This is a genomic window from Kordia sp. (genome assembly GCF_050633145.1).
Classification (GTDB): Bacteria; Bacteroidota; Bacteroidia; order Flavobacteriales; family Flavobacteriaceae; genus Kordia.
On sequence record NZ_JBOEFY010000040.1, the window covers coordinates 60,678 to 84,462 of the forward strand.

Here is a 23,785-nt window from a genome sequence, read left to right on the forward strand (position 1 = left end):
TATAAATCTATGTACTGCTTAGCTATATTTGCAGCCGTTAATAACACAAATTTTAAACACATAATAATATGGCTATAGTAGGAAAAAAATTCCCAAACTTGAACGTTGATGCAATGAACGAAATGGGAGATACTTTCAAATTAAACATTTTAGACGAAGCAGTAAACAACAAGAAAAAAGTATTGTTATTCTGGTACCCAAAAGATTTTACTTTTGTTTGTCCAACAGAATTGCACGCATTTCAAGCTGCTTTAGGAGAATTTGAAAAAAGAAACACAATTGTAGTTGGCGCTTCTTGTGATACTCCAGAAGTACACTTTGCTTGGTTAAACACAGCAAAAGATAACGGAGGAATTGAAGGTGTAACATATCCTTTATTAGCAGATAGCAACCGTAACTTATCTAGCATCTTAGGTATTTTAGATATTACAAACGAAGTATATGACGAAGAAACTGGAACTGTACAAGTAGAAGGTGACAACGTAACATACAGAGCTACATATTTAATTGACGAAGAAGGAACTGTTTTCCATGAAGGAATCAACCACATGCCTGTAGGTAGAAATGTAAACGAATATATCCGTTTGATAGATGCGTATACACACGTTCAAGAAAAAGGAGAAGTTTGTCCAGCTAACTGGGAAGAAGGAAAAGAAGCTATGAACGCTGACAGAAACGGTGTTGCTGAGTATTTAGCTGCAAACGTATAAACTGTACAAGATGGTTCAAGAATTAAATCAAGATAACTTGCAAGAATTGGTTGCTAACAACGATACTGTTGTGGTACAATATTCTGCTACTTGGTGCGGTAATTGTCGTATTATGAAACCAAAAGTAAAGAAACTAGCGCGTGAGTTAGAAGGAATCACTTTTGTAATTGCTGATGCGGAAAAATTTCCAGAATCAAGACAGTTAGCTACTGTAGACAATTTACCAACATTCGCTACTTTTAAAAATGGAGCGTTTGTAAATCAAGTTCAAACTAACAAATTCGACGTTTTAAAAGAACTCGTTGAAGAAGTTGCTTAATAAAAAACACGTTTTTCAATGAAATTACCTGTAATCAAACACTTAACACAGTTTATTGCCGAAAATGACGAGGATTATGTTATAGAAACTATCGACACTTTGGAAGCACTTACTGAAGTTCCATCTTTAAAAGATGAAGAACTAGATATGATTGGCGAACTTATTTCTAACATGTACGGCGCTATTGAAGTACATAAAATGGAAAAAGAAGGAACACCAAGAAAAGAAGCGTTGAATAGTTTTATGCAACGTGTCATGGGTTCAATTGATAGGTAATACAAAATTGTACTTAACAAAAAAAGTCGTCTATAAAGTAACATTTGTAGACGATTTTTTTATGTATCAATAGTATCACTAGAAGTTTACTTTACCTGAGAGAATAACAAAAAAAGAAGCTACCTTTTTAGATAGCTCCATTACAATGAATTCTTTATTGTAACCTCTGTATTTATAAGGATTATACAAATCACTCAAGATCTGGTTCAGAACCAACTTGTGTACTTATTTCTCCGCCATAAATTATTTGAGGATTTTGAATTTCATGAGTTTTGAATTGTTCTAACATAATAATTTGGTTTTAATATTAATAATTTAAATATACGAATTAAAAACAAAAAAAGAGCTGCCTTTTCAGACAGCTCCTTTGTATACTAATGATGTATATTAACTACACATCAAATCTATCTAAGTTCATTACTTTTGCCCAAGCAGCTACAAAGTCATGTACAAACTTTTCTTTAGCGTCATTACTCGCATATACTTCTGCAATAGCTCTTAATTCTGTATTTGATCCGAAAATTAAATCGGCACGTGATCCGACGAATTTAATTTGCCCCGATCTTCTATCACGCCCTTGAAACAATTGATCATCATCAAAAGTTGCTTTCCATGTATACGTAAAGTCTAAGACATTTGTAAAGAAATCATTTGTCAAACTTCCCACAGTATCTGTAAACACTCCATGATTAGATCCGTTGTAGTTTGCACCAAGTACACGCAATCCACCAACTAAAACTGTCATTTCTGGAATAGATAATGTCAATAAGTTAGCTCTATCAACCAATGCGTCTTCCGCAGCAGTTTTTAAACCAGATTTCATATAGTTTCTAAAACCATCTGCAACAGGTTTTAAATTATTGAATGATTCTATATCTGTTTGTTCTTGAGAAGCATCTCCTCTACCTTGTGTAAAAGGAACTGAAACGTCTACTCCTGCACTTTTAGCAGCTTCTTCAACTCCTACGTTTCCAGCAAATACAATTAAATCTGCCATAGAAATCGTTCCGCTAAAATCATTTTGAATTCCTTCGAGCGTACTTAATACTTTTCCTAATTCTACAGGATTGTTTACTTCCCAACTTCTTTGTGGTTCTAAACGAATACGTCCTCCATTAGCACCTCCACGCATGTCAGATCCTCTAAACGTTGAAGCCGAAGACCAAGCTGTTTTCACCAATTGTGAAACTGTTAAAGCAGAACCTAAAATTAATTTTCTTAATTCTGTAAGATCCGATCCACTCAACGTATAATTTACTGTTGGAATTGGGTCTTGCCAAATAAGTTCTTCTTTTGGTACTTCTGGACCTAAATACCTAGAAATTGGTCCCATGTCACGATGCGTTAATTTGTACCATGCACGTGCAAATGCATCTTCAAAAGCTGCATGATCGTTATGGAAACGCTGAGAAATCTTTAAAAACTCAGGATCCATTTTCAACGACATATCTGCTGTTGTCATCATCAAAGCTTGACGTTCATTTGCATCTCCAGCTGTTGGTGCTGTTCGTGCATTTGATGCTGCAGTTGGTGTCCATTGGTGAGCGCCAGCTGGACTTTTTGTCAATTCCCAATCATAATTTAATAACACATCAAAGAAATCAGCATCCCATTGTATTGGGTTTGGTGTCCAAGGACCTTCAATTCCACTTGTAATTGCGTCGTTTAACACACCTGATTTATACGTGTTTTTCCATCCAGTACTCATTTCTTCCATAGGAGCTCCGTGTGGTTCTGGACCAACAAACTCATCCGGATTAGCCGCTCCATGCGCTTTTCCAAAAGTATGTCCTCCTGCAACTAAAGCAACTGTTTCCTCATCGTTCATTGCCATTCTCTTAAACGTCACTCGAATATCATGTGCTGACTTCAAAGGATCTGGTTCTCCATTTGGACCTTCAGGGTTTACATAAATAAGTCCCATATGTACAGCTCCTAATTGGTCTTCCAATTCTCCTGTTTCGTAGCGTTGTTCGTTTCCTAGCCACTCATTTTCCATTCCCCAGTATATATCTTGTTCTGGTTCCCAAACATCAGTACGTCCACCAGCAAAACCAAACGTTTTAAAGCCCATAGATTCTAAAGCACAGTTTCCTGCAAGAATCATTAAATCGGCCCAAGAAATTTTACGCCCATATTTTTGCTTTACAGGCCACAATAACAAACGTGCTTTATCTAAATTTCCATTATCTGGCCAACTATTTAATGGTGCAAAACGATGTGTTCCTGTTCCTGCGCCTCCACGTCCATCTCCTACTCTATAAGTTCCTGCACTGTGCCAAGCCATACGTATCATAAAACCTCCGTAATGTCCATAATCTGCAGGCCACCAATCTTGAGAATCGGTCATTAAGTCTATTACATCTTGTTTTAATGCTGCATAATCAACACTATTGAATGCTTCTGCATAGTCAAAATCTTCTCCCATAGGATCTGATTTCTCCGCATGTTGACGCAAAATATTTAACTTTAATTCATTGGGCCACCAATCTCTATTTGAAGTACCGCCGCCAGCAATTCTTTTTGTAGTTCCATGCCCAAAAGGACACTTACCTTCGTCGCTCATAATTTTTTAGTGTTTTTAATATTTGGTTAATTATTGTACTGTCTAATTTCAATGTCTTAAAATTACTTAATAAAATTGCCATTTTCAATAAAACAAATTGATTGTTTTTATTTTGTGATAGATTTTTATTATATATCATTTGTTAAAAAATTAACGATTATTTACAATTTTTAGAATAGAAAATGGCTATTTTTAGACACTATAAAAACAAATTAACCATGGCAACAGTAACCTTACAAGGAAACGAATTTCATACTTCAGGAAATTTACCTGAAGTTGGAGCAAAAGCTCCTGACTTTGCATTAACTGCAAGTGATTTATCGACAAAGACATTAGCTGATTATAAAGGCTCAAAAGTAGTTTTAAACATTTTTCCAAGTATTGATACGGGAACGTGTGCAACTTCTGTTAGAACGTTTAACAGAGAAGCTAGCGAATTAGAAAATACAAAAGTAATTTGTGTTTCTCATGATTTACCTTTTGCTCAAGCTCGTTTTTGCGGTGCAGAAGGTCTAGAAAATGTTGTAAACCTTTCTGACTATAAGAACGGAAACTTTGGGAAAGATTACGGTTTAAACTTCGTTGATGGTCCATTAGAAACATTACATTCACGTGTAGTTGTTGTGATTGACGAAAACGGAACTGTAAAACATACAGAGCAAGTTGCAGAAATTGTAGATGAACCTAATTATAAAGCTGCTTTGGAAGCATTATTAGATGATTAAATTCATTAAAGGACGAATAAAAGGAGTTGGATATGCGTTTAAGGGCGCATATCTGCTCATTACTACAGAAGCCAGTGTAAAAGCACAGTTTTTTATTGGTGTTTTGGTGACCATTGCTGGATTTTATTTTGAAATTTCTAAAACAGAATGGATTATCCAAATATTAATTATTGGACTTATTATGAGTTTGGAAGGACTCAACACTGCAATTGAAGAAATTGCAGACTTCATACATCCTGAACATCACAAAAAAATAGGTTTAATCAAAGATTTGGCAGCAGGTGCAGTGTTTATATTTGCTGTTGCAGCTGTCATTGTCGGCTGTTTTATTTATATTCCAAAAATATTCTAAACCTCTTGTGATAATTTATAAATCATTACAATTGATCCTTTTTCCCTCTCCTATTTTTTTATTATTTCGTTTCAAATCATTAATTAATTTAAAACTTTAATAACATGAAAAAACGAGAGTTAAAAAATTTAGATTTAAACAAAAAATGTATTTCTAATTTAGAAAATGTATTAAGAGGAGGAGCAATTCCAACTTATAAAGAATGTCCTCTTGCTACAGGATGTGTTGGACCTCCACATCCAACATGCGGAATTGTAGCTACTTGTACAAAAGGAAATGATCAGTAAAATACTAGCGGGAGAAATCCCGCTTTTTTTAGCAGCTAATTATTGAAATTTACTTCCCTAAAATAGGAACTACTAGACTATTTCTTTATCAATTGCCTTATATTTCTTTCAAAAAACAACAACTATTTAACGCTTTACTTGACCACTTGAAAAATGTTCTTCTTATCAATCTATCTACTATGATGAAAGAAAGGCATGCTCTATTTATATCCTAAAGTTTCCTTAAAAAACTATTATCCTTCAAAATAATACTGCATAAACTGTCTTGAGTACTAATTTTTTTCTTACCTTCATAGTAATATTAATCAAAAACATTTCATCAATGAAAAAACGTAAATTAAAAAACTTAGACTTAAACAAGAAATCTATTTCTAGTTTAGAAAATTTATTAAGAGGAGGAGCAATTCCAACTTTAGTAAAATGTCATAATGACACTGGATGTATTGGTCCTGTTAGAGAAACTTGCGGTATTATAAACTGCGAATTACCAAGTAATCTTATAGCTTGTGAAGCTAAATAACACATACTAGCGGGAGCAATCCCGCTTTTTTTCTTTACAGATGTTTCATCTATACATTTAAACAAATAAAAGTTCTTGATTTATACTTCTAAAATCACTTCTTAAAAAAAGATTCACAAACTCTTAGTGAAAAACGTCAGTTTAAATGTCAGTTTTCAAGTAACTGCTTTTTATAAATTGTGCTATTATTAACTATAATAATCCACATTATGAAAAAAAGAAATCTAAAAAGTTTAGACCTTAACAAAAAATCAATTTCTATCCTTGACAACCTTGTAAAAGGTGGAGCTGCTCCAATTGAAAGTTTAATAGGTTGCGCTAACACAGGCTGTGTTGGTCCTATTAAACATACATGCGGTATTATAAACTGTGATCTACAAAACGAAGACAATAGAAGGTAAAAAATTAGGCGGGAGAAATCCCGCTTTTGTTTTTCTTTATTACATATATATAAGTATATAAAATTTACCATTATGAAAAAAAGATCTATTAAAAGTTTATCATTAAAAAAAACAACAGTTAGCAAATTAGAAACTGGTAATGTACAAGGAGGAGAAGCTGCTTCGCGTACACTTTGGAATTCTATTATTATTTGCGTTACTAGATGGACAAGAGAAGATTGCCCATCGTTGACTTGCCCAGAAGAATAAATTAAAATAGAAAGGTTTGTTTCTTACCATAACAGTAGTAAGCCCTTTTATTACTTAAAAAACTTTGACATTCTTCCATAAAAAACTTTTCGGGTACAGATATTTTTAAATATCTTGCAGATTAAGCATAATTTGTATTTTTGCAGTAAATAGCAATCCCTGAATGGCAAAGAAAAAAACCGTAAAAAAAACTAAGAAAGCTCCTAAAGCTTCGAAATTCAAAAAACCTGATTTTACTTTTACCCGACAACATCAAATTATATTGGGTAGTTTACTCATGTTGTTTGCAATAGCGTTGTTTATTGCATTTGCTTCCTATTTTTTTACTGGTGAAGTAGATCAAAGTGCCTTAACTAGTACTGATGGAAGTGTAAAAACTCAAAATTGGATGCAACGTTTTGGCGCAAACATTAGTAATTTCTTTATTTATAAAGGATTCGGAGTTGCTTCTTTCATATTTGCCAGCTTGTTATTCCTTACAGGATTGCATTTGTTAATGGCTACCAAGAAAAAACTATTTAATAAATGGTTTTGGGGAAGCATCATCGTTATCTGGCTTTCTATCTTTTTAGGATTTTTCTTTGAAAGTGCTCCAATTTTAGGAGGAACTATTGGTTTTGAAATCAATTCGTATTTACAAGTTTATATTGGTAGTATTGGGGTTGGATTGTTGTTAGTTTTTGGCGCTATTATTTATGCTGTACTCCGATTAAAGCTTACGCCAGAACATGTAACGGAATATATTAATAAGAGAAAAACAGATATTAAAGACGATTTTACTGCGGAAGAAAATGTCATAGCTTCTCCTGAAAAAGAAACAACGGCAGAAACTACAACTCCTATTGATTCTTCTGTTAAAGAAGAAGTTTCTACAGTAAAAGAAGAAACTCCAAAGACGACAATTGAAAAATCAGAGTTTGAATTATCTGTAGAAAATCTACAACCAACAATCAAAAATCATTCTGTAAAAGAAGAGAAAAAGAAAATAGAGAAAGACACTTCTTTCGAAGTTGAAATTCCAAAAGAGGAAGAAGCTACTGAAATTCAAGTTGAAAAAATTGTCGAAGAAAAAACAGTTACCGAAAACTTATCTGACAAACTTGTTAAGGAACACGGTGAATTTGATCCGACATTAGAATTGGGTAATTTCCGTTTTCCAACCATTGAACTTCTAAAAGATTATACCAACGGAAGTTCTATCACTATCAATCAAGAAGAACTCGAAGAAAATAAAAACCAAATTGTCACAACGCTTCGCAATTATAAAATAGAGATTGCAAGCATTAAAGCGACAGTTGGACCAACAGTTACACTCTACGAAATTATACCAGAAGCTGGTGTACGTATTTCTAAAATTAAAAACTTAGAAGATGACATTGCACTTTCATTAGCTGCATTAGGAATTCGTATTATAGCACCAATGCCAGGAAAAGGAACTATTGGTATTGAAGTGCCAAACAAAAAACCGGCAATTGTTTCGATGCGTTCTGCTATTGCTTCCAAGAAGTTTCAAGAAGCAGAAATGCAGTTACCTATTGCGTTTGGAAAAACGATTAGCAACGAAACTTTAGTTGTTGATTTAGCCAAAATGCCTCACTTATTAATGGCTGGTGCAACAGGACAAGGTAAATCGGTTGGACTGAATTGTATTTTAACATCAATTCTCTACAAGAAACATCCGGCTGAAGTAAAATTTGTATTGGTCGATCCGAAAAAAGTAGAATTAACGCTGTTTAATAAGATTGAACGTCATTACTTAGCCAAACTTCCAGATTCGGAAGAAGCAATTATTACAGACAATTCTAAAGTAATTAATACACTGAATTCACTTTGTATTGAGATGGATCAACGATATGATATGCTAAAAAATGCATTGTGTAGAAATATTGTAGAATACAACGCAAAGTTTAAAGCGCGAAAACTAAATCCGAATGACGGACATAAGTTTTTACCATACATCGTGTTGGTTGTGGATGAATTTGCCGATTTAATCATGACCGCAGGAAAAGAAGTAGAAACTCCTATTGCACGTTTGGCGCAGTTGGCGCGTGCTATTGGAATTCACTTAATTATTGCCACTCAAAGACCTTCGGTAAACGTAATTACAGGTATGATTAAGGCAAACTTCCCTGCCAGAGTTGCATTCCGTGTAATGTCTAAAATAGATTCTCGTACAATTTTAGATAATTCAGGAGCCGATCAGTTAATTGGTCGTGGTGACATGTTATACACACAAGGAAACGATTTAATTCGTATACAATGTGCTTTTGTTGACACTCCAGAAGTAGAAAAAATTACAGATTTTATCGGTGCTCAAAAAGCATATCCAGACGCATTTATACTACCAGAATATTCAGGTGAAGAAAGTGGCACAAGTCTTGATATAGACATCGCAGATAGAGACAAATTATTCCGTCAAGCTGCGGAAGTTATCGTAATTGCACAGCAAGGTTCGGCCTCGTTATTACAACGAAAGTTAAAGCTTGGGTATAACCGTGCAGGTCGATTAATCGATCAATTGGAAGCAGCCGGAATTGTAGGTCAATTTGAAGGGAGTAAAGCGCGACAAGTGCTTGTTCCAGATATTTTAGCTTTAGAACAATTATTAGAAAACGAAAAAAATGGATAAAATGAAAAAATTAGTTTTAGTGTTGGTGTTAGGAGTATTTGCATTTAATGTAAGTGCGCAGAATACGGAAAAAGCAAAAAAGCTATTAGATGAAGTTTCTGCCAAAGTAAATAGTTATGACAATATTCAGATTGAATTTAAATATGTATTGAATAACAAAGAAGCAAACACCAAACAAGAATCCAAAGGAAATGTAACACTTGAAGGTGATAAGTATTTGCTTAACTTTTTAGGATTCACAAAAATTTACGATACTAAAAAGGTGTATACTATTGTACCTGCAAATGAAGAAGTAACAATTTCTGATGCTGATGATGACGAAACTGGTTTGTCTCCTTCGGAAATGTTGACATTTTATAAAAATGGATACACATACGAATGGGATATTTTACAAAATATACGCGGTAGAAAGATTCAATACATAAAATTAACACCAACTAGCTCTGAATCAGACATTAAAAGTGTTTTACTTGGAATTGACGCAAAAACAAAGCACATCTACAATTTATTAGAAACAGGAAAAAATGGCACAAATACCACTTTAACTGTTAATTCTTTTAAAACGAATCAGCCTTTATCAAAAAGCTTATTTATATTTGACGAATCGAAGTACGAGGATTATTATATAGATAAAAACGATTAGTCTGCTTGAAAATATTAGATAGATATATACTTAAGAGTTATCTCTTAACGTTCCTTACCGTGTTTGTAATATTTATGTTCATATTTATATTACAAACCGTTTGGCTTTTTATAGGAGAATTGGCTGGAAAAGGCTTAGATGTTGGAATTATTTTAAAATTCCTACTCTATACAGCGCCTAAATTAATTCCGCTAGTACTTCCGTTAAGTATTTTGGTATCTTCTATTATGACTTTTGGTCGATTTGCAGAAAGCTATGAGTTTGCTGCTATGAAATCGACAGGAATTTCACTACAACGCGCTATGCGAAGCTTAGTCGTTTTTATAGTTTTGCTTGGTATTGGAACGTTTTTCTTTAACAACCATGTTATTCCTTGGTCAGAATTCAACCAATTCAATCTTCGTAAAAACTTAGCCAAGAAAAAACCTGCATTAGCAATTGGTGAAGGTGTTTTTAACGACATTGCAAACATTAATATTAAAGTAGATAGAAAATACGGTGACAACGATCAATTGTTAGATAAAGTCATCATTCACGAAAAATCAAATGATAAGCAAAACCGTGTTGTCTTAAAATCAAAAACCGGAGAACTAAAAAGCAGCCCAGATTCTGATATTTTACAAATGGTTTTGTTTGAAGCAAATCGTTATGAAGATGTAAAGTCTAGCGATCCAAAAGATGCATTAAACATGCAACATGCAAAAGTTTACTTTGAAAAATACATCATGAATGTTGACTTGCGCGAAATCAATAAAGTAGACTTAAATGCCACAGATCACAATACGTACAAAATGCTTTCTGTACGTCAATTGATGGATAGTATTACGACAGATCAACACAAATACAATCAAGAAAAAATAGGTGTTGGTAATAATATGTACAAACGTACTGGAATTGTTATCATTGAAAAAGATTCTACAAATAGAGTTCCTTTAGATTCTATCAACACTACTGAAAACATATTAGATGTACTTTCTCTAAAGAATAAAAAACGCGCCTTAGATATTTCTATCACAAACATCAAAGGACGTCGTACTACACTTGAAAATACCGAGAATCGCTTTAAACGCATGGAAAAAAAGATTAATCATCATAAAATATTTATGCATGATAAGTTTGCAGTTGCTATTGCGTGTATCATTTTATTCTTTGTAGGTGCGCCATTAGGAGCTATTATTCGTAAAGGAGGAATTGGATTGCCAATGGTTATTGCTATTTGTTTATTCTTAGCCTATCACTTTATTGGAATCTTTGGAAAAAACAGTGCTGAAGACGGAAGTATTCCTCCGTGGCTGGGAACGTGGCTTTCAACGCTGATTATGTTTCCGTTGAGTATTTACTTTACGCGAAGAGCAACATCCGATCAAGGATTGTTTAGCTTCTCTTTTAAAGAATTGTTTGTTCGACTTACAGATGATGAAAGTGAAAATGGACCGAAAGAGTTAGCTCTAATTACTGAAATGGATCGTCAAAGCACAGATAAATTGACTGCTTTAAGTGATACACAATTAATGGATGTTGTTCAAAATTACCGTAAGTACAATTACAGTGATGGTGAACGTACCTTAGCTATTACTATTTTAGGCGATCGCGGAATTACACAAAATCGCTTAAAAGTATTGGGGGTTTTTGAAAACGATTCCAACGAAAATGTTGAAAAAACCTATACTTCATTCTTGAAAGCTTCTAAACTTTCATTCTTTTTCTACGTACCATTTATTGTTTCGGCACTTTCATTGCCAATTTTAAATAATAATATGGAATTAGAAGGCTGGATGTTTTATAGCCTACTTGCTTCTGCCATTATATTTGGAGTATTATTCATTTATAGATTTGGAAGATCGAACATTTTCTTACGTAATATTATGGATAGTATTGCTGTAAAACCTAAGAAGAAAGCGAGTATTCAAACCATTTCTATACTTGGTTTTGTATTCTATTTTATTACATTCTTTATTGTTAGAAAACGTATTAAGAAAGAAATTAAAAACAAACTCTAAACTAGATTTGGTTTTAAGCGAAAAACACAAAATCTAAGTTCTCAATTTTCATTGAAATCAATACAATTCACTAAAATAATTCAAAAAAGCGGAATTCTTAAAACTGTATTATAAAATCTAATAATGCTATGATAAATCTTTACCATTCTTTATTTGATTTTTATTCATAAGAATGCCTATTTTTGTGAGCAAATTATACACAACATGACACCAATTGCGAAAGTGAAAGCCGATACACAATTACATAGCATCCATGAAGCTATTGAAGATATTAGACAAGGAAAGGTAATTATTGTAGTTGACGATGAAAATCGTGAAAATGAAGGTGATTTTTTAGCTGCGGCTGAAAAGGTAACTCCAGAGATGATTAACTTTATGGCTACACACGGACGTGGTTTAATTTGTGCGCCTTTGACTGAAAATCGTTGCAAGGAATTGCAATTGGGAATGATGGTGAGCAACAACACCGATCCGATGGAAACTGCTTTTACAATTTCTGTCGATTTGAAAGGAAACGGTGTAACGACTGGAATTTCTGCGGCAGATCGTTCTAAAACGGTTCAGGCATTGATTGATAAAGATACAAGACCGTTTGATTTGGCGCGTCCTGGACATATTTTTCCATTAAAAGCTAAAGAAGGTGGCGTATTGCGTAGAACTGGTCATACAGAAGCTGCTATTGATTTTGCACGCTTGGCCGGTTTACAACCTGCTGGTGTTATTGTGGAAATCATGAATGAAGATGGTACTATGGCTCGTTTGCCACAATTACTAGAAGTAGCTAAAAATTTCGATTTAAAGATTGTTTCTATTGAAGACTTAGTTGCTTACCGAATGGAGCACGATTCTTTGATTGAAAAGAAAGAAGATTTTGACGTACAAACACGTTTTGGCGATTTCCGCATGCGTGCTTATCTACAAACAACCAACAATCAAGTACATATTGCATTGACAAAAGGAAGTTGGTCTACAGACGAACCTGTATTGACACGTATCAATTCTACTTTAGTGAATGACGATATTTTAGGAACATTGACCAACAATGTAAATAAAAAGTTAGATGACATGTTCCGTTTGATTAATGAGGAAGAGAAAGGTGCTGTTATTTTTATAAATCAAGATCATAGCTCACTGAATTTACTACACAGAATCAAGGAATTGAAAGCCTTACAAAACGATGGCGAATACAAAGCACCAAAGATTAAAATGGACTCGAAAGATTTCGGAATTGGAGCGCAAATTCTACATGATATCAATATTAGCAAGATTAAATTAGTAACCAATACACATCAAGAAAAACGTGTGGGTATGATTGGTTATGGTTTGGAGATTGTGGATTATGTATCCTACTAGACTCGCTATTGCTTTTTGACACGGCTTTGCCTATGGAACGCTACGCTTTTAGAACGCACTTCGTGCTTTTAGACTTGTTCCTCGCTTACGCGGGAATCTCTTAGAACGCTTTGCTTTTAGACTTCTTAGGTGTTGGCTGTTGGCTGTTGGCAAAATTGTTTACACTACTTTTTAAATTAAAACTTAAACTATTAAACTTATAAACAGCTAAACTAAAAATATCCAAACGTCACTTCGAGTGATTCGCCTGAGCGAATTGTATCGAGAAGTACTTTGATTCAGGTGTTTGGTTTTGGGTCTTGGGTTTTGGGTCTTGGGTTTTGGGTTTTGGGTTTTGGGTTTTGGGTTTTGGGGCTAAAGAACCTTTTTAAATTTAAAATTCAACATTTTCAATTCCCCTAGTATGTTTCCTATACTTAAAATACAGGAAAAAAATAATGATTCCTGCTAGCGCCAAACCTATTGTTTTCCAATAATTAATTGGTGTTGGCAATACATCTGTATTTCCTGTTAAAACAATTCCGCCCCAATAATACGGTGAACTTTGACTTGTATTCTTATGCTTTTCTAAATACGCAAGTTTTGCATTTTGAAGTGCTTTAGATTTTGTTTGTGACAATTGTAGCTTTGTTCTAAATGTATTGAGAATTTCCATTCCTGCTGTTTCATTCAAATTCCATAAAGAAGACACCACACTTTTACTTCCAGAATTCAAAAATGCTCTTGTCAAACTAAAAACACCTTCGCCTTCTTTAAAGATTCCTGCGGATGTTTTACAAGCGTTCAACACCACTAATTCTTTCGGATTATTCAAAAGAAATAATTCATTTGGATATACTTTCCCATCAAACATTGCTAACCACGGAATGTCATTCGTATTTCCTGCATGCGATGAAACATATACTTCCGAAGCTTCATTATATGATTTTAAAAAACTTGCTTTGGTAGCTTTTTCGTTGATATGCGTTGCATTGTCAAATACTTTTGTTGGGCTTACAGTCAATGTTGTCAATGCAGCATCTTTGAATTTTGTAAGCATAAAAGAAGTACTTGTAGACTTTGTTTTACTAGGTTTCAATTCGTTTTGCGCATCTAAAGAAAAGGAATAACAATAACTGATTTCTTTTTGCTGTATGAGATACGAATCATTCAAACTTTGCGTTGTAGTCGTTGGCAATATTTCTAAGGGAAGTGAATTCACCATTCCATCAGGAATTACGATCAATTTCTTTGCTTTCTGATATATTGTATCATTTCTAAAAGGTATCAGTTCTCGGTAAATTTCATTTCCCTGCTTTTGAAATTGAGTTGCTTCACGAGCCGTTTCAAAGGGTTTGGCATATAATTTTTGAAACTCCGTAAGTTTGTTTTTTAATACTTCAAGATCATTCAATGGATATAGTTGTACTGTTTTTTGATCCATTAACAATACATATCCAATCTCTTCTCCAAAAATATAAGCGATAACGACTTCATTTTTGACTAAGTTTTTTTGAACATTTTCTGTAAAAAGTATGGGCAAACTTGTTCGATATTGATAATATTCAGGATATTCTTTCTCAATACTAGTTACATATTTATAATACGCTTCTTTTGCAACAAAATAGTTTTCCTTTACGCTATCCTGCACTGTTTTTGATATTATTTCTTGTTCTAGTGCTTTTACTTTTTTTTGTAGCTCGTAGTCTTTATCAATAACTTCTTGTGGCAATTTTGCCATTCGTTTAGCACTAAATGCAGAAATATTATCTAATAGCAACACTCCTTTATTCTTTTCAATATAGTAAAATGCTTTTGCAGGTTTATTTAGTAAAAAACATATTTTCACTGCGTTTATATAGAGCGCTGCTCCTTCTTTTCGCCAAAATAATTTCGATATTTTTTCTTTACTTTCAAAGTATACATAATCAATTGTTTTATCTATCAATTGCAAGGTTTCTTCGGCAGCTACTAAGTATTTCTGATCATTTGTAAAGTCATAAAATTTGAGCCAAGCATTTTGTTTATCAATTAAATATCCTAAAACATCTTTTCGAGATGGAGAATTTATAATTTTTTTATATTCAGGAAGATTCTCTTTCGTTTCCCAATCAAAAGGCAATAACTCATTAATCGCTTTATTGTGATGCTTTAAACCTTTTTCATGTTGTTTTAATTTCACATATAAGTCTCCTAAATTATCATAAATAATACTTTTTTCATTCGCATCATTTACTGCAAATAAGAGTGCTTTTTCATTCAGTAAAAGTGCTTCATCAGTTTCTTCATTTTTTACATAAATCAACGCTGTATTGGTATAAACTTGAGCAATTCGTAAAGAATCTTCTAGTTTCTCAGCAATGGGCATTGACTTATTATAATATGCTAGAGAAGCCTCATTTTCTTGATTATTATACAAAATAGTTCCTAGATTGAATAAAATCATTAATCGCTGTTTATCATTAGCTTTAACTTCACCTGCGAGATTTAAAACTTCCAACTCTAGTGCTTTAAAATCTTTAGGATTCATCTTGTATTCCTGATCAACATATAAACTCAGTTTATTAATATAAGTTCCTAATAAACTTTTTTTGTCATTTGCTTTTTTTAAAATGGTTTCAGATTGTTTAAAATAGTCCAACGAACGTTGATAATCGCCTTTATCTTTATACACTCTAGCCATCATATCATACGCTTTTCCACATAGACTGCCTTTTACAGAAACATAGGAAAGTAAGCTATCTTGATAGGTAAACATCAGATTGTACTTTTTTTGAATCCAGTTGAAATATCCAAGATTGTAATAGGTTTTGGCAATTAAATCTTTATTAGATGACACATGTTTCTTTCGCAATGCTAATTCTTTTTTCAAAAAAGGAATTCCACTTGCTTTGTCTACTTTCAAACACAGTTCTTTTGCAACCAAATAACAAACCGCTGCATGTGTCTTTTTGTCCGTATAATTTTCATGAAGAATTTTAGATTTGAATATTTCTATTTTTTCTTTCCTAGAAATAGAAAGTTCCATAACAGAATCGTATACTTTTTGCGCATCCTGTTGCGCTTTTCCATCAAACACAAAAAAAAGCATACAAATAACGAGTACTAAATAGGTTGTTTTACCAATATTGTTACTAGATATGTGTATGCTCATTGCTAGATCTTCTTTTGATGGAAGACCCTAAAATACTATAAATCTAAATAGGAAGCATATTTAATTTGATATAAGCCACTAGATTGAATTTTATCATATAATATTTTATGATAAAAAACGGACATCGATTTTCCTTCTTGATATTTTAATGCTGAAAAACCTGCTGCTTTTGCACTTGAATACGAAGAACCAGTAATAGAAATTGGTGCTGTTCCTGGTTCAGTATAGAACGGAAGCCCAATACCTTTTACCGCAATATCTACCGATACGAAACCGTAATTGGAAATACCCGATTCAAGGTTTGGTGGTATTTCATTGTTTACAGCCGTGACTGCCAAAATATTTGCAGCTGTATAGGAAGATGGGAAATGTGCTACTAAATCATTGTCAATTCCTGTATTTCCTGCAGAAGTCACCATCAAAATATCGCGCTCAGCTTCTTTTATATAGTTTTCAATAATGGTTGAAGAAGTCTCAGTCCATCCAAAACTCATATTGATAATGTTTACTTTTTTATTGATGAGATAACTCAACCCACAACCCACGCGAAATAATGTACCTTTTCCTTCTGCATCAAATGCTTTTGCAGGTACTATTTCAAAATTAATTCCTGTATTTTCAAGTTGTTGATACGCTAAGTAACTTACTATAGTTCCATGTCCGTTGTCATCGAAAGGCTCATTGTTATTTTCGACAAAATTCCAGCCAAAAGTTTCATTTCCACAGGTTCCTTCACTTAAAGAACTGTTGTGTAAAAATGCTTGCTCAAATCCAAAATATTCAGGATTAATTCCAGTATCCAACACACCTATTTTTACATCTGCTTTCTGTGTTTTTATTTTTGAAACCACACTTTGAGAATGTATAGGTCCTGTTATAATTCCTGGTGGAACTTGACTTGAAATAGCCATATCAAAATTAAAATCAGCGCCTTCCATTTCTGGGTCTTGTTCCATAGAAGTTACACGTTCTTCAATAGTAGCGCCATCATGAATGGTTTCTAAATCCCATGATTCTAAATTTTTATCACCACAAGAACAGGTCTCAAAATCAATTACGCCATAATCCGCTCGTATCGTAGCTTTTTCAGTTTCCGACAATCCTTCGGTAAAACGAATTACAACCGTTTCATCTTTGTCTGTAGCTAAAGTAGTTGCTGCTTTTTGAAGCTGCTCTTGTTTGTTTACCGTTGTCATTTCAATCAGTTCAGAATCACAACTCATAAAACATAGTATTAAAAAGAAATATCCGATTTTTTTCATCATAATAGGTTTAGGTTAGTTAAGGTGAAAGATAATAAAGCTCCTTGAAATAAGGACTTTTTGCATTATTCTGGACTCCAAGAACCTGATACTTCTCCTGGTTCTGTTACAACACCATCTGGGCTTCCTATTACACTACCGTCTGGTAATAATAACATGCTTTTAATAAATAATCCATTATAACAGATTTTAAAAAAAATAGCTTGTCCAGTGGAGTTTGCAATTTCTTGTTGCTGTTGTTGTTCATAATCTACTGCCTCATCAAGAGTAATAGTAGTATTATTATCATCCATTAAAGCAATTGCCCACCAATCAGTACTATTGATCAAATCATCTTCAAAATCACATCTAATCAAAGTTCCAGGAATTCCTTCTTCAGGTCTTGTCGGGTCAACAATTGGATCAGGATCTGCATAATACACTGCTCTACCTGGAATTTTAGAGAATACTATTCTATCAACTTCATTTCTTTTTACTGCTTTATATTGTCCATATTGCATCCAAATTTTTACAGCTTCTCTATTATTATAGTAAAAAGCATTTACAGTTCCCCAATGATTATCATTGTAATCAGTTGTATTGGTTCGACTTTTCTCAGTTAATGTGTTTACTTCTTCCTGAATGGCGCGTTCGTCGTCAGTACTACAGCTAAAAAATGCTAAGACTACTAACATAAAAATGGTTTTTTTCATTATAAGGTTAATTTTAGGTTGTATCCGACTTTGAAATCGCGTGTTGGATGTTAGACGCTGTTTTCTCATGTAGAGTATTTTTAGCATCTTTGTTACGGTTTTTTATCAAAAAAAATAATCCTGCCTTTATAAATGACTGAAAACGAAGATAGTATTCGTAAATTTTTAATTGGAGACGCCGCTTTTCTACAACAGCTATACGCCAAAAACTATTATGGAGTTGAGGCGTATGTGTTAAAAAATAGCGGAACGAAAGAACAAGCAAAAGATATTTTTCAGCATGGATTGTTAGTACTTTATACATTGTTGAAAAAAGAAAAACTACAGATTTCTTCCTTTGATAATTATTTATTTACCGTTTGTAAAAACCTATGGATTAAACAATCTTCTAAAAACAACGTAACAAAACTAACTATAGAAACTCTTGTTGATGAACCGCTTGATTTGGCAAGTTTTCACATTGAACAATTGCAGTGGGATTTGTATAGAGAGAAGTTAGATTTGCTAAAAGAAGCGTGCAAAAAAATCATTAAAATGGCTTTGGCTAAAGTTTCGTATGCCGAAATTTCTAAAAAATTGAAGTTCTCTAATGAGAATGCAGCACGACAAAAAACATTTCGGTGTAAAACCAAATTATTTAAGATGATACAATCAGATCCTAGATTTAAAAAACTAAAAAATAACTAGTATGGAAGATTTTCTTTGGGAATTAAAAACCGAACGTTTTTTGAATGGAAAATTGACTCCAGAAGAACTTCTTGCTTTTGAACAAGAACAGATAAATGCCCCTGAGCTAAAAGCGTATGTTACACTTAGCCAAGAGTTACAACAAGCGTTGAGTGAAGATGATTGGTTGCAGCATAAAAATACAAGTACGCATTACGATACGGTAAAAGAATGGTATCAAAACGAAGATGTGCTCGATTTTAAAGAGAAAATTAAGCAACATGCAGACGAAGCTTTTGTTCCTAAAAAGAACGTATTTACTTTCCGAAAATATTGGCTTCCTATTGCGGCGGCTTTCGTTGCACTATTTATTACAATAATATATCAGTTTACTGCGCAACCAACTTTGTCACAGTTGTATGCAGATTATGGAACTTGGAACGATACACCTTCATTTATTGTACAAGATGAAAATACAACAAATGTAAAAGCGCAAATTGAACTTTTATACAAGAATGAAAAGTATGAAGCATGTATTACTACTGCTGAATCGTTTTTAGTCACTTCAACTACAGACAAAACAAATGTGATGATCTACAAAGGATTTGCATTGGTAAAACTAAATAAATATTCGGAAGCATTGACCACATTTAAAGCGATTTCCGAAAGTAATACTATAGATGCTAGCAAAGGATTGTGGTATATGGCGTTGGTTTATTTAAAGACAGAAGATTCAGAAAATTTACAAAAGACACTGAAACGAATTACTGCCGCTAAAACTAATTATCAGTATTCGAAAGCTGAGGAATTGTTGAATGTTTTGGAATGATGCTTTCCTTTTTTGTTGATTTGTTTATTTGTCAAGAAACAGATTACTTCGTCGCAAACTCCTCGTAATGACGTTTCTATTTAAAATTTAGCATTTCATTGATTTCTAAATTCGTTCATCTGTTTATTCGTTCATTTCCTATAAAACTTCCCTAATACCAAATACCCAACACCTAACACCTAACACCTAACACCTAATTTAACATTTATAATTTCAAAACTTCTCCATCTTCAGGAATGTATACTTTTTCAGAAAGTCCATGCTTTTCTAATCTAGCTCGCAAGTCTTTTCGTGTCGTTGGACAATGATTGATCGCTTCTAGATGATTTGCAATGACTTTTCCTGGAGAGTTTCTAACGAAAGTTAAAATATCATCTAGTGTCATCAATACTGGGCGAAACAGATCAAATTGTGCACTACCAGCTGCAACAATCGTAATTTCTGGTTTGTATTGCTTCAATACTTCATCTACAGCATCTGTATAAATTGTATCTGAACTTATATAAATTGATGGCTGATTAGGCAATTCAATATAAAAACCCATTACATTTCCCATCGGTTTTGCTACAAATCCATAACCATGTTTTGCTGGAATTCCTTCAATACTTCCTCCTAGAAAAGAAATTTTCATTTTGTATGAAAGTGCATTAACAATCTGTAAACCTTTCTTTTTTAGTATTTTTTCATCTTTATAACTACAGGTAACAGGAATTGATTTTTCTTTTAAGAATCGAATCGCAGCCGTATCTAGATGGTCTGGATGTCTGTGCGTTACTAAACAATGTGTAACTTTTTGTAAAATATCTGTGCAAGAATCTGGAAGCGATACCGTAGGATTTTTTCGTGCTTTCGATCTGAAAAAAGTAAATGGAGGCATAATCCCTTTGGAACCAAGCATAGGATCTACTAAAATAATGGCTGACTCAGTTTCTATAACAAAAGTGGCATTTCTAAAATGATGAATTTTTAACATGATTGCGTGTGTGTTTTATTCTTCTACAAAGAAATTACACACTAAAATCATTCACATTGATTCAAATCAAGAAATGCGTTTTCTAATTCTAGAAAGTGTTTCTGGAGTTATGTTTAAGTACGAAGCGATGTGATATTGCGGAATTTTTTGCAACCAATTGGGTTTGTAAATCAGCAATTCTTTATATAAATCTTCGGGTGTTTTGGTGATTCTATTGTATTCTAATAATTCTTTGTGTCTAAATAACTTTTGAAATGTAGCTTTTACAAATTCCTTTCCGCACGTATATTTTTCTAGGTGCGATCGAAATGTAGTTTTATCAATTACTAACAATTCCACTTCCGTTAAACATTCTTGAAACTTTCGCGTGTGCGAATCGTTATTAAACGCCAATAAATCCGTAATAAACTGTGGTTTTATGTAGAAGTTAATATTCGTTTCTTTTTGTTCCGTAGCATAGTATTCTCTAACATTTCCATGATTTAAAAAACGCAACTGATGTTCTAAGGTGTTTTCATGAAGAATAATGCTTCCTTTTTGATATTTCTTAACTGAAAAAGCCGCAAATAACTCTTGTAAACCTTCCTGATTTAAAGGATGTTCTGTTTCAAAAAAGATTGCTATTTCACGGAGTGACGACATGTTTTATTTGTGGATTTATTTTTTTGAATTGATTCATAAACTAAACTTTCAAGCAAGCATCAATTTGAAGGAATTTAGTGCAACTCTAAGCAAATATCACGTAATATATCCGTTTCAATAGTATTTGTATTTGTTATTTTACTAATGTATACTACAAAGTGATGACGAGTTGTAATAACATCATCTAATAAATCATCTACATCATTATGAATCATTCTTCCTATCGTACAAGATTTAGTACCATACATACTTTTATGAGTCAAGAAAGTTTTAAGATCAATTTTTTCAAACTTTGATGGCTTTCTTGACAAAGCCCCATCTTGACTTATTGTGTGATATCCGTTGTAAATATATACAGTATCTTCTACTTGTAAGGCAGCACTGTAATAGTTATCCATGAATTGATCAATAATCTCTACCAAATTGGCTTTTTGAATTTGTTTTTTATCAATTTTTTCGAAAAAGTCATCTCGGAACGAGTTAATGTACTTAACTCCATTATCTAAAAACTGTTTCGTGTCTTTTTCAGGAACTTTGTTTTTGTTATTACTTATGATGTATGCATTGAAACTACTCTTAAAGTTGTCAAGTAAAATAGTTTTTTGCGTTGTACAACTAAAAAAGAAAACAAATAAAATTACATAGAAAGTTCTCAGTCTAATATTCGACATTTAGCATTCAAATTAAACAGAAGCTAATATTACTTCGCGCATTTTTGCTGCTCTATTTTTCACTTCTTCTTCCGTCCAAGACATTTTAATTAAACAAGAAACATTTCGCGCAATGTAATGATCTGACTGATCAAAGGTTTTGTTGTCAAGATATTTCATTCCTTCTTTCACTTCTGCAGCAATAGGATATAGTGATTTTAAGTCTTTTAAATGTTCCCACTTACGTATGTAATGCCAATTGTTATCGTAGTAATGAAAACAAACATCGATTCCGTTTTCTTTGAATCCAGCCATTACTTTACGAGCGATTTCCAAATCTGGTAAGAAGAAGTTTAAAAATGCATAGCTCTCTTCTCCTCCATCAGGAACGGTTCTAAACGTTACTTCCGAAATATCTGCTAAGGCTTCACGTAGAATTGTATAATGCTTCTTCTGAATTGCTATAAACTCTGGCAAACGACGTACTTGCGCCAAACCAACAGCTGCATTCAATTCAGAGATTCTAAAGTTATATCCTAAAAATGGATGTGTTTCTGCACCTCTATCATTTCCAACATGATCGTGTCCGTGATCGCTGTAATGATCGGCATTTAAAGAATATTCACTTGTATTAGTTATGATAGCTCCACCTTCTCCACAGGTCATGGTTTTTACAAAATCGAATGAAAAACAACCAACATCACCAATAGTCCCGAGTGCTTTTCCGTTGTAGGTTGCACCAATAGCTTGACACGCATCTTCAACCAAGATCAAATTATGTTCGTCGCAAATAGCTTTAATAGCATCTAAATTTGCCATACTACCGCACATGTGTACAGGCATGATGGCTTTTGTTTTTGGCGTAATTGCGTTGCGAATTGCTGCTGGATCTAACGTAAGTGTATCATCAATATCAACCAATACAGGAACTGCGCCCAACATCATAATGGCTTCAAAACTTGCTACAAACGTAAAAGTTGGCATAATTACCTCATCACCTGCTCCAATGCCTGTTATTGCTAATGCGACAGAAACTGCGGCTGTTCCACTAGAAACTAATTGCGCGTGTTTTACGTCAAATTGCGCTTCTAAAGCACGTTCAAGTTCTTTTGCTTTCCAATGTCCGTTACGCATTCCATCAAATCCATAACGCATTAATACGCCGCTTTCTAATACATCGTGTACTTCTTTGCGTTCGGCATCACTAAACAATTCAAATCCAGGCATAGTATGTTATTTCTAATTTATGTTTATGCTATCTTTCTTTTACCATATTAAAATATAGATAACCTTTTTTACATCTTTCATTTTCTTTGATTTCCCAAAGAAAACGAAACAAAAGAATAAGTAAAATGAAAACCTCTTGTTTTCTTAATTATGATAAAAGAAAAAACCTCTTTCCAAATACAAAAGTATAGAAAAGAGGTTTTATTTTATATGAATTCTATTAATAGTTTTTCAATATTTTTTCGAGAAACTTATAATGTCTATTTGTATCGCGCATCATATTATATGATGTAATATTATCAATTTTTTTTCCTTTATGATCAACAGCTACAATATTTGGAAACTTATTTTTAGTATTGTATTTATTAGCCAATTTTGTGTTTTCCTGACGTTGTTCATCAGTGATAATATCTATTCTTCTTGGGAAATCAGCCATTACCAATACAAAGTCCTTTGCTTTTTCTTTGAATTTTTCCGTGTAGAAAAAGTCTTCTTTTAGCATTTTACATGGTGGACACCAATCGCTTCCTGTAAAATAAATTAAGATAGGTTTGTTCGATTTTTTAGCAATTTTCTTTGCTTTGTCAAAATCTGTCAACCAATTTAACTTTACATCTTCTTGTGCTATGGCAGAAAATCCAATAAAAAATACGGCTAAAAAAAGTAATTTCTTCATGTGTA

The 23,785-nt window shown here is 33.2% G+C and carries 24 protein-coding genes; 15 read left to right on the forward strand and 9 right to left on the reverse strand.

Annotation, left to right across the window (positions count from 1 at the left end):
* Positions 1 to 68: 68 nt before the first annotated feature.
* From ACRBBL_RS18230 to ACRBBL_RS18240, 3 genes are read left to right on the forward strand one after another with little or no spacing between them, the layout of a single operon-like run.
* On the forward strand, positions 69 to 710 hold the full coding sequence (locus ACRBBL_RS18230) for a peroxiredoxin (RefSeq protein WP_431370515.1): 642 nt from the start codon (positions 69 to 71) through the stop codon (positions 708 to 710).
* Between the two features lie 10 nt (positions 711 to 720).
* Entirely contained in the window at positions 721 to 1,029 is a 309-nt protein-coding gene (locus tag ACRBBL_RS18235; RefSeq protein WP_431370516.1) for a thioredoxin family protein, read from the forward strand.
* 18 nt (positions 1,030 to 1,047) lie between these two features.
* A complete protein-coding gene (locus ACRBBL_RS18240) occupies positions 1,048 to 1,305 on the forward strand; it encodes a DUF6952 family protein (protein ID WP_431370517.1) in 258 nt (85 codons plus the stop codon).
* Between the two features lie 391 nt (positions 1,306 to 1,696).
* Here the strand turns inward: ACRBBL_RS18240 and katG are convergent, their stop codons facing one another.
* Entirely contained in the window at positions 1,697 to 3,871 is a 2,175-nt protein-coding gene (gene katG, locus ACRBBL_RS18245; protein ID WP_431370518.1) for a catalase/peroxidase HPI, read from the reverse strand.
* Positions 3,872 to 4,089: 218 nt separating this feature from the next.
* Here katG and tpx point away from each other — a divergent pair, with 218 nt between their 5' ends.
* The 10 genes from tpx (at position 4,090) to ribB (ending at position 13,030) form a co-directional block, all read left to right on the forward strand.
* Positions 4,090 to 4,596 carry a thiol peroxidase gene (gene tpx, locus ACRBBL_RS18250; protein WP_431370519.1) on the forward strand — a complete coding sequence of 169 codons (507 nt, stop codon included), beginning with the start codon at positions 4,090 to 4,092 and terminating at the stop codon, positions 4,594 to 4,596.
* Positions 4,589 to 4,948: a diacylglycerol kinase gene (locus ACRBBL_RS18255; protein ID WP_431370520.1), complete on the forward strand. Its 360-nt coding sequence runs from the start codon at positions 4,589 to 4,591 to the stop codon at positions 4,946 to 4,948. Before tpx ends, ACRBBL_RS18255 begins: the two co-directional genes overlap by 8 nt.
* Positions 4,949 to 5,052: 104 nt before the next feature.
* Entirely contained in the window at positions 5,053 to 5,235 is a 183-nt protein-coding gene (locus ACRBBL_RS18260) for a hypothetical protein (protein ID WP_431370521.1), read from the forward strand.
* Positions 5,236 to 5,557: 322 nt separating this feature from the next.
* Positions 5,558 to 5,755 carry a hypothetical protein gene (locus tag ACRBBL_RS18265; RefSeq protein WP_431370522.1) on the forward strand — a complete coding sequence of 66 codons (198 nt, stop codon included), beginning with the start codon at positions 5,558 to 5,560 and terminating at the stop codon, positions 5,753 to 5,755.
* A 209-nt stretch (positions 5,756 to 5,964) separates the two neighbouring features.
* Positions 5,965 to 6,156 (forward strand): hypothetical protein, encoded by a 192-nt coding sequence (locus ACRBBL_RS18270; RefSeq protein WP_431370523.1) that lies wholly within the window; start codon positions 5,965 to 5,967, stop codon positions 6,154 to 6,156.
* A 72-nt stretch (positions 6,157 to 6,228) separates the two neighbouring features.
* Positions 6,229 to 6,405 (forward strand): hypothetical protein, encoded by a 177-nt coding sequence (locus tag ACRBBL_RS18275; RefSeq protein ID WP_431370524.1) that lies wholly within the window; start codon positions 6,229 to 6,231, stop codon positions 6,403 to 6,405.
* Between the two features lie 163 nt (positions 6,406 to 6,568).
* A complete protein-coding gene (locus tag ACRBBL_RS18280; protein WP_431370525.1) occupies positions 6,569 to 9,034 on the forward strand; it encodes a DNA translocase FtsK 4TM domain-containing protein in 2,466 nt (821 codons plus the stop codon).
* Between the two features lies 1 nt (position 9,035).
* On the forward strand, positions 9,036 to 9,677 hold the full coding sequence (locus tag ACRBBL_RS18285; RefSeq protein WP_431370526.1) for a LolA family protein: 642 nt from the start codon (positions 9,036 to 9,038) through the stop codon (positions 9,675 to 9,677).
* 5 nt (positions 9,678 to 9,682) lie between these two features.
* On the forward strand, positions 9,683 to 11,677 hold the full coding sequence (locus tag ACRBBL_RS18290) for an LptF/LptG family permease (RefSeq protein ID WP_431370527.1): 1,995 nt from the start codon (positions 9,683 to 9,685) through the stop codon (positions 11,675 to 11,677).
* Positions 11,678 to 11,881: 204 nt separating this feature from the next.
* Entirely contained in the window at positions 11,882 to 13,030 is a 1,149-nt protein-coding gene (gene ribB / locus ACRBBL_RS18295; RefSeq protein WP_431370528.1) for a 3,4-dihydroxy-2-butanone-4-phosphate synthase, read from the forward strand.
* A 373-nt stretch (positions 13,031 to 13,403) separates the two neighbouring features.
* On the opposite strand, the gene ACRBBL_RS18300 is transcribed toward ribB, so the two are convergent.
* The 3 genes from ACRBBL_RS18300 to ACRBBL_RS18310 all read right to left on the reverse strand — a co-directional run bounded on the left by ACRBBL_RS18300 (position 13,404) and on the right by ACRBBL_RS18310 (position 18,117).
* Positions 13,404 to 16,163: a CHAT domain-containing protein gene (locus tag ACRBBL_RS18300; RefSeq protein WP_431370529.1), complete on the reverse strand. Its 2,760-nt coding sequence runs from the start codon at positions 16,161 to 16,163 to the stop codon at positions 13,404 to 13,406.
* A gap of 35 nt (positions 16,164 to 16,198) precedes the next feature.
* Positions 16,199 to 17,428, reverse strand: coding sequence for a S8 family peptidase (locus ACRBBL_RS18305; RefSeq protein WP_431370530.1), 1,230 nt, complete (start codon positions 17,426 to 17,428; stop codon positions 16,199 to 16,201).
* A gap of 62 nt (positions 17,429 to 17,490) precedes the next feature.
* A complete protein-coding gene (locus tag ACRBBL_RS18310; RefSeq protein WP_431370531.1) occupies positions 17,491 to 18,117 on the reverse strand; it encodes a hypothetical protein in 627 nt (208 codons plus the stop codon).
* 132 nt (positions 18,118 to 18,249) lie between these two features.
* Between ACRBBL_RS18310 and ACRBBL_RS18315 the strand changes: the two genes are divergently transcribed.
* Positions 18,250 to 18,804: an RNA polymerase sigma factor gene (locus tag ACRBBL_RS18315; protein WP_431370532.1), complete on the forward strand. Its 555-nt coding sequence runs from the start codon at positions 18,250 to 18,252 to the stop codon at positions 18,802 to 18,804.
* 1 nt (position 18,805) lies between these two features.
* Positions 18,806 to 19,612, forward strand: a complete 807-nt coding sequence (locus tag ACRBBL_RS18320; protein ID WP_431370533.1) for a tetratricopeptide repeat protein — start codon at positions 18,806 to 18,808, stop codon at positions 19,610 to 19,612.
* Positions 19,613 to 19,817: 205 nt separating this feature from the next.
* Here the strand turns inward: ACRBBL_RS18320 and ACRBBL_RS18325 are convergent, their stop codons facing one another.
* From ACRBBL_RS18325 to ACRBBL_RS18345, 5 genes are all read right to left on the reverse strand, one after another.
* Positions 19,818 to 20,585 carry an MBL fold metallo-hydrolase gene (locus ACRBBL_RS18325; RefSeq protein WP_431370534.1) on the reverse strand — a complete coding sequence of 256 codons (768 nt, stop codon included), beginning with the start codon at positions 20,583 to 20,585 and terminating at the stop codon, positions 19,818 to 19,820.
* 66 nt (positions 20,586 to 20,651) lie between these two features.
* On the reverse strand, positions 20,652 to 21,227 hold the full coding sequence (locus ACRBBL_RS18330; RefSeq protein ID WP_431370535.1) for a Crp/Fnr family transcriptional regulator: 576 nt from the start codon (positions 21,225 to 21,227) through the stop codon (positions 20,652 to 20,654).
* Between the two features lie 74 nt (positions 21,228 to 21,301).
* Positions 21,302 to 21,898, reverse strand: a complete 597-nt coding sequence (locus ACRBBL_RS18335; protein WP_431370536.1) for a hypothetical protein — start codon at positions 21,896 to 21,898, stop codon at positions 21,302 to 21,304.
* Between the two features lie 12 nt (positions 21,899 to 21,910).
* Positions 21,911 to 23,104 carry a DegT/DnrJ/EryC1/StrS family aminotransferase gene (locus ACRBBL_RS18340; RefSeq protein ID WP_431370537.1) on the reverse strand — a complete coding sequence of 398 codons (1,194 nt, stop codon included), beginning with the start codon at positions 23,102 to 23,104 and terminating at the stop codon, positions 21,911 to 21,913.
* A gap of 220 nt (positions 23,105 to 23,324) precedes the next feature.
* Positions 23,325 to 23,780, reverse strand: a complete 456-nt coding sequence (locus ACRBBL_RS18345; RefSeq protein ID WP_431370538.1) for a thioredoxin family protein — start codon at positions 23,778 to 23,780, stop codon at positions 23,325 to 23,327.
* Positions 23,781 to 23,785 lie beyond the last annotated feature (5 nt).

Excerpts from the sequence above, each read along its gene's own strand:
- ACRBBL_RS18260 (WP_431370521.1), top strand. The coding sequence starts at position 5,053 with ATGAAAAAACGAGAGTTAAAAAATTTAGATTTAAACAAAAAATGTATT.
- ACRBBL_RS18275 (WP_431370524.1), top strand. The coding sequence starts at position 6,229 with ATGAAAAAAAGATCTATTAAAAGTTTATCATTAAAAAAAACAACAGTT.
- ACRBBL_RS18240 (WP_431370517.1), top strand. The coding sequence starts at position 1,048 with ATGAAATTACCTGTAATCAAACACTTAACACAGTTTATTGCCGAAAAT.
- ACRBBL_RS18270 (WP_431370523.1), top strand. The coding sequence starts at position 5,965 with ATGAAAAAAAGAAATCTAAAAAGTTTAGACCTTAACAAAAAATCAATT.
- ACRBBL_RS18325 (WP_431370534.1), bottom strand. The coding sequence starts at position 20,585 with ATGTTAAAAATTCATCATTTTAGAAATGCCACTTTTGTTATAGAAACT.
- ACRBBL_RS18345 (WP_431370538.1), bottom strand. The coding sequence starts at position 23,780 with ATGAAGAAATTACTTTTTTTAGCCGTATTTTTTATTGGATTTTCTGCC.
- ACRBBL_RS18335 (WP_431370536.1), bottom strand. The coding sequence starts at position 21,898 with ATGTCGAATATTAGACTGAGAACTTTCTATGTAATTTTATTTGTTTTC.
- ACRBBL_RS18310 (WP_431370531.1), bottom strand. The coding sequence starts at position 18,117 with ATGAAAAAAACCATTTTTATGTTAGTAGTCTTAGCATTTTTTAGCTGT.
- ACRBBL_RS18235 (WP_431370516.1), top strand. The coding sequence starts at position 721 with ATGGTTCAAGAATTAAATCAAGATAACTTGCAAGAATTGGTTGCTAAC.
- ACRBBL_RS18255 (WP_431370520.1), top strand. The coding sequence starts at position 4,589 with ATGATTAAATTCATTAAAGGACGAATAAAAGGAGTTGGATATGCGTTT.
- ACRBBL_RS18340 (WP_431370537.1), bottom strand. The coding sequence starts at position 23,104 with ATGCCTGGATTTGAATTGTTTAGTGATGCCGAACGCAAAGAAGTACAC.
- ribB (WP_431370528.1), top strand. The coding sequence starts at position 11,882 with ATGACACCAATTGCGAAAGTGAAAGCCGATACACAATTACATAGCATC.
- ACRBBL_RS18300 (WP_431370529.1), bottom strand. The coding sequence starts at position 16,163 with ATGAGCATACACATATCTAGTAACAATATTGGTAAAACAACCTATTTA.
- ACRBBL_RS18265 (WP_431370522.1), top strand. The coding sequence starts at position 5,558 with ATGAAAAAACGTAAATTAAAAAACTTAGACTTAAACAAGAAATCTATT.
- tpx (WP_431370519.1), top strand. The coding sequence starts at position 4,090 with ATGGCAACAGTAACCTTACAAGGAAACGAATTTCATACTTCAGGAAAT.
- ACRBBL_RS18285 (WP_431370526.1), top strand. The coding sequence starts at position 9,036 with ATGAAAAAATTAGTTTTAGTGTTGGTGTTAGGAGTATTTGCATTTAAT.
- ACRBBL_RS18315 (WP_431370532.1), top strand. The coding sequence starts at position 18,250 with ATGACTGAAAACGAAGATAGTATTCGTAAATTTTTAATTGGAGACGCC.
- ACRBBL_RS18320 (WP_431370533.1), top strand. The coding sequence starts at position 18,806 with ATGGAAGATTTTCTTTGGGAATTAAAAACCGAACGTTTTTTGAATGGA.
- ACRBBL_RS18230 (WP_431370515.1), top strand. The coding sequence starts at position 69 with ATGGCTATAGTAGGAAAAAAATTCCCAAACTTGAACGTTGATGCAATG.
- ACRBBL_RS18330 (WP_431370535.1), bottom strand. The coding sequence starts at position 21,227 with ATGTCGTCACTCCGTGAAATAGCAATCTTTTTTGAAACAGAACATCCT.
- ACRBBL_RS18305 (WP_431370530.1), bottom strand. The coding sequence starts at position 17,428 with ATGATGAAAAAAATCGGATATTTCTTTTTAATACTATGTTTTATGAGT.
- katG (WP_431370518.1), bottom strand. The coding sequence starts at position 3,871 with ATGAGCGACGAAGGTAAGTGTCCTTTTGGGCATGGAACTACAAAAAGA.
- ACRBBL_RS18280 (WP_431370525.1), top strand. The coding sequence starts at position 6,569 with ATGGCAAAGAAAAAAACCGTAAAAAAAACTAAGAAAGCTCCTAAAGCT.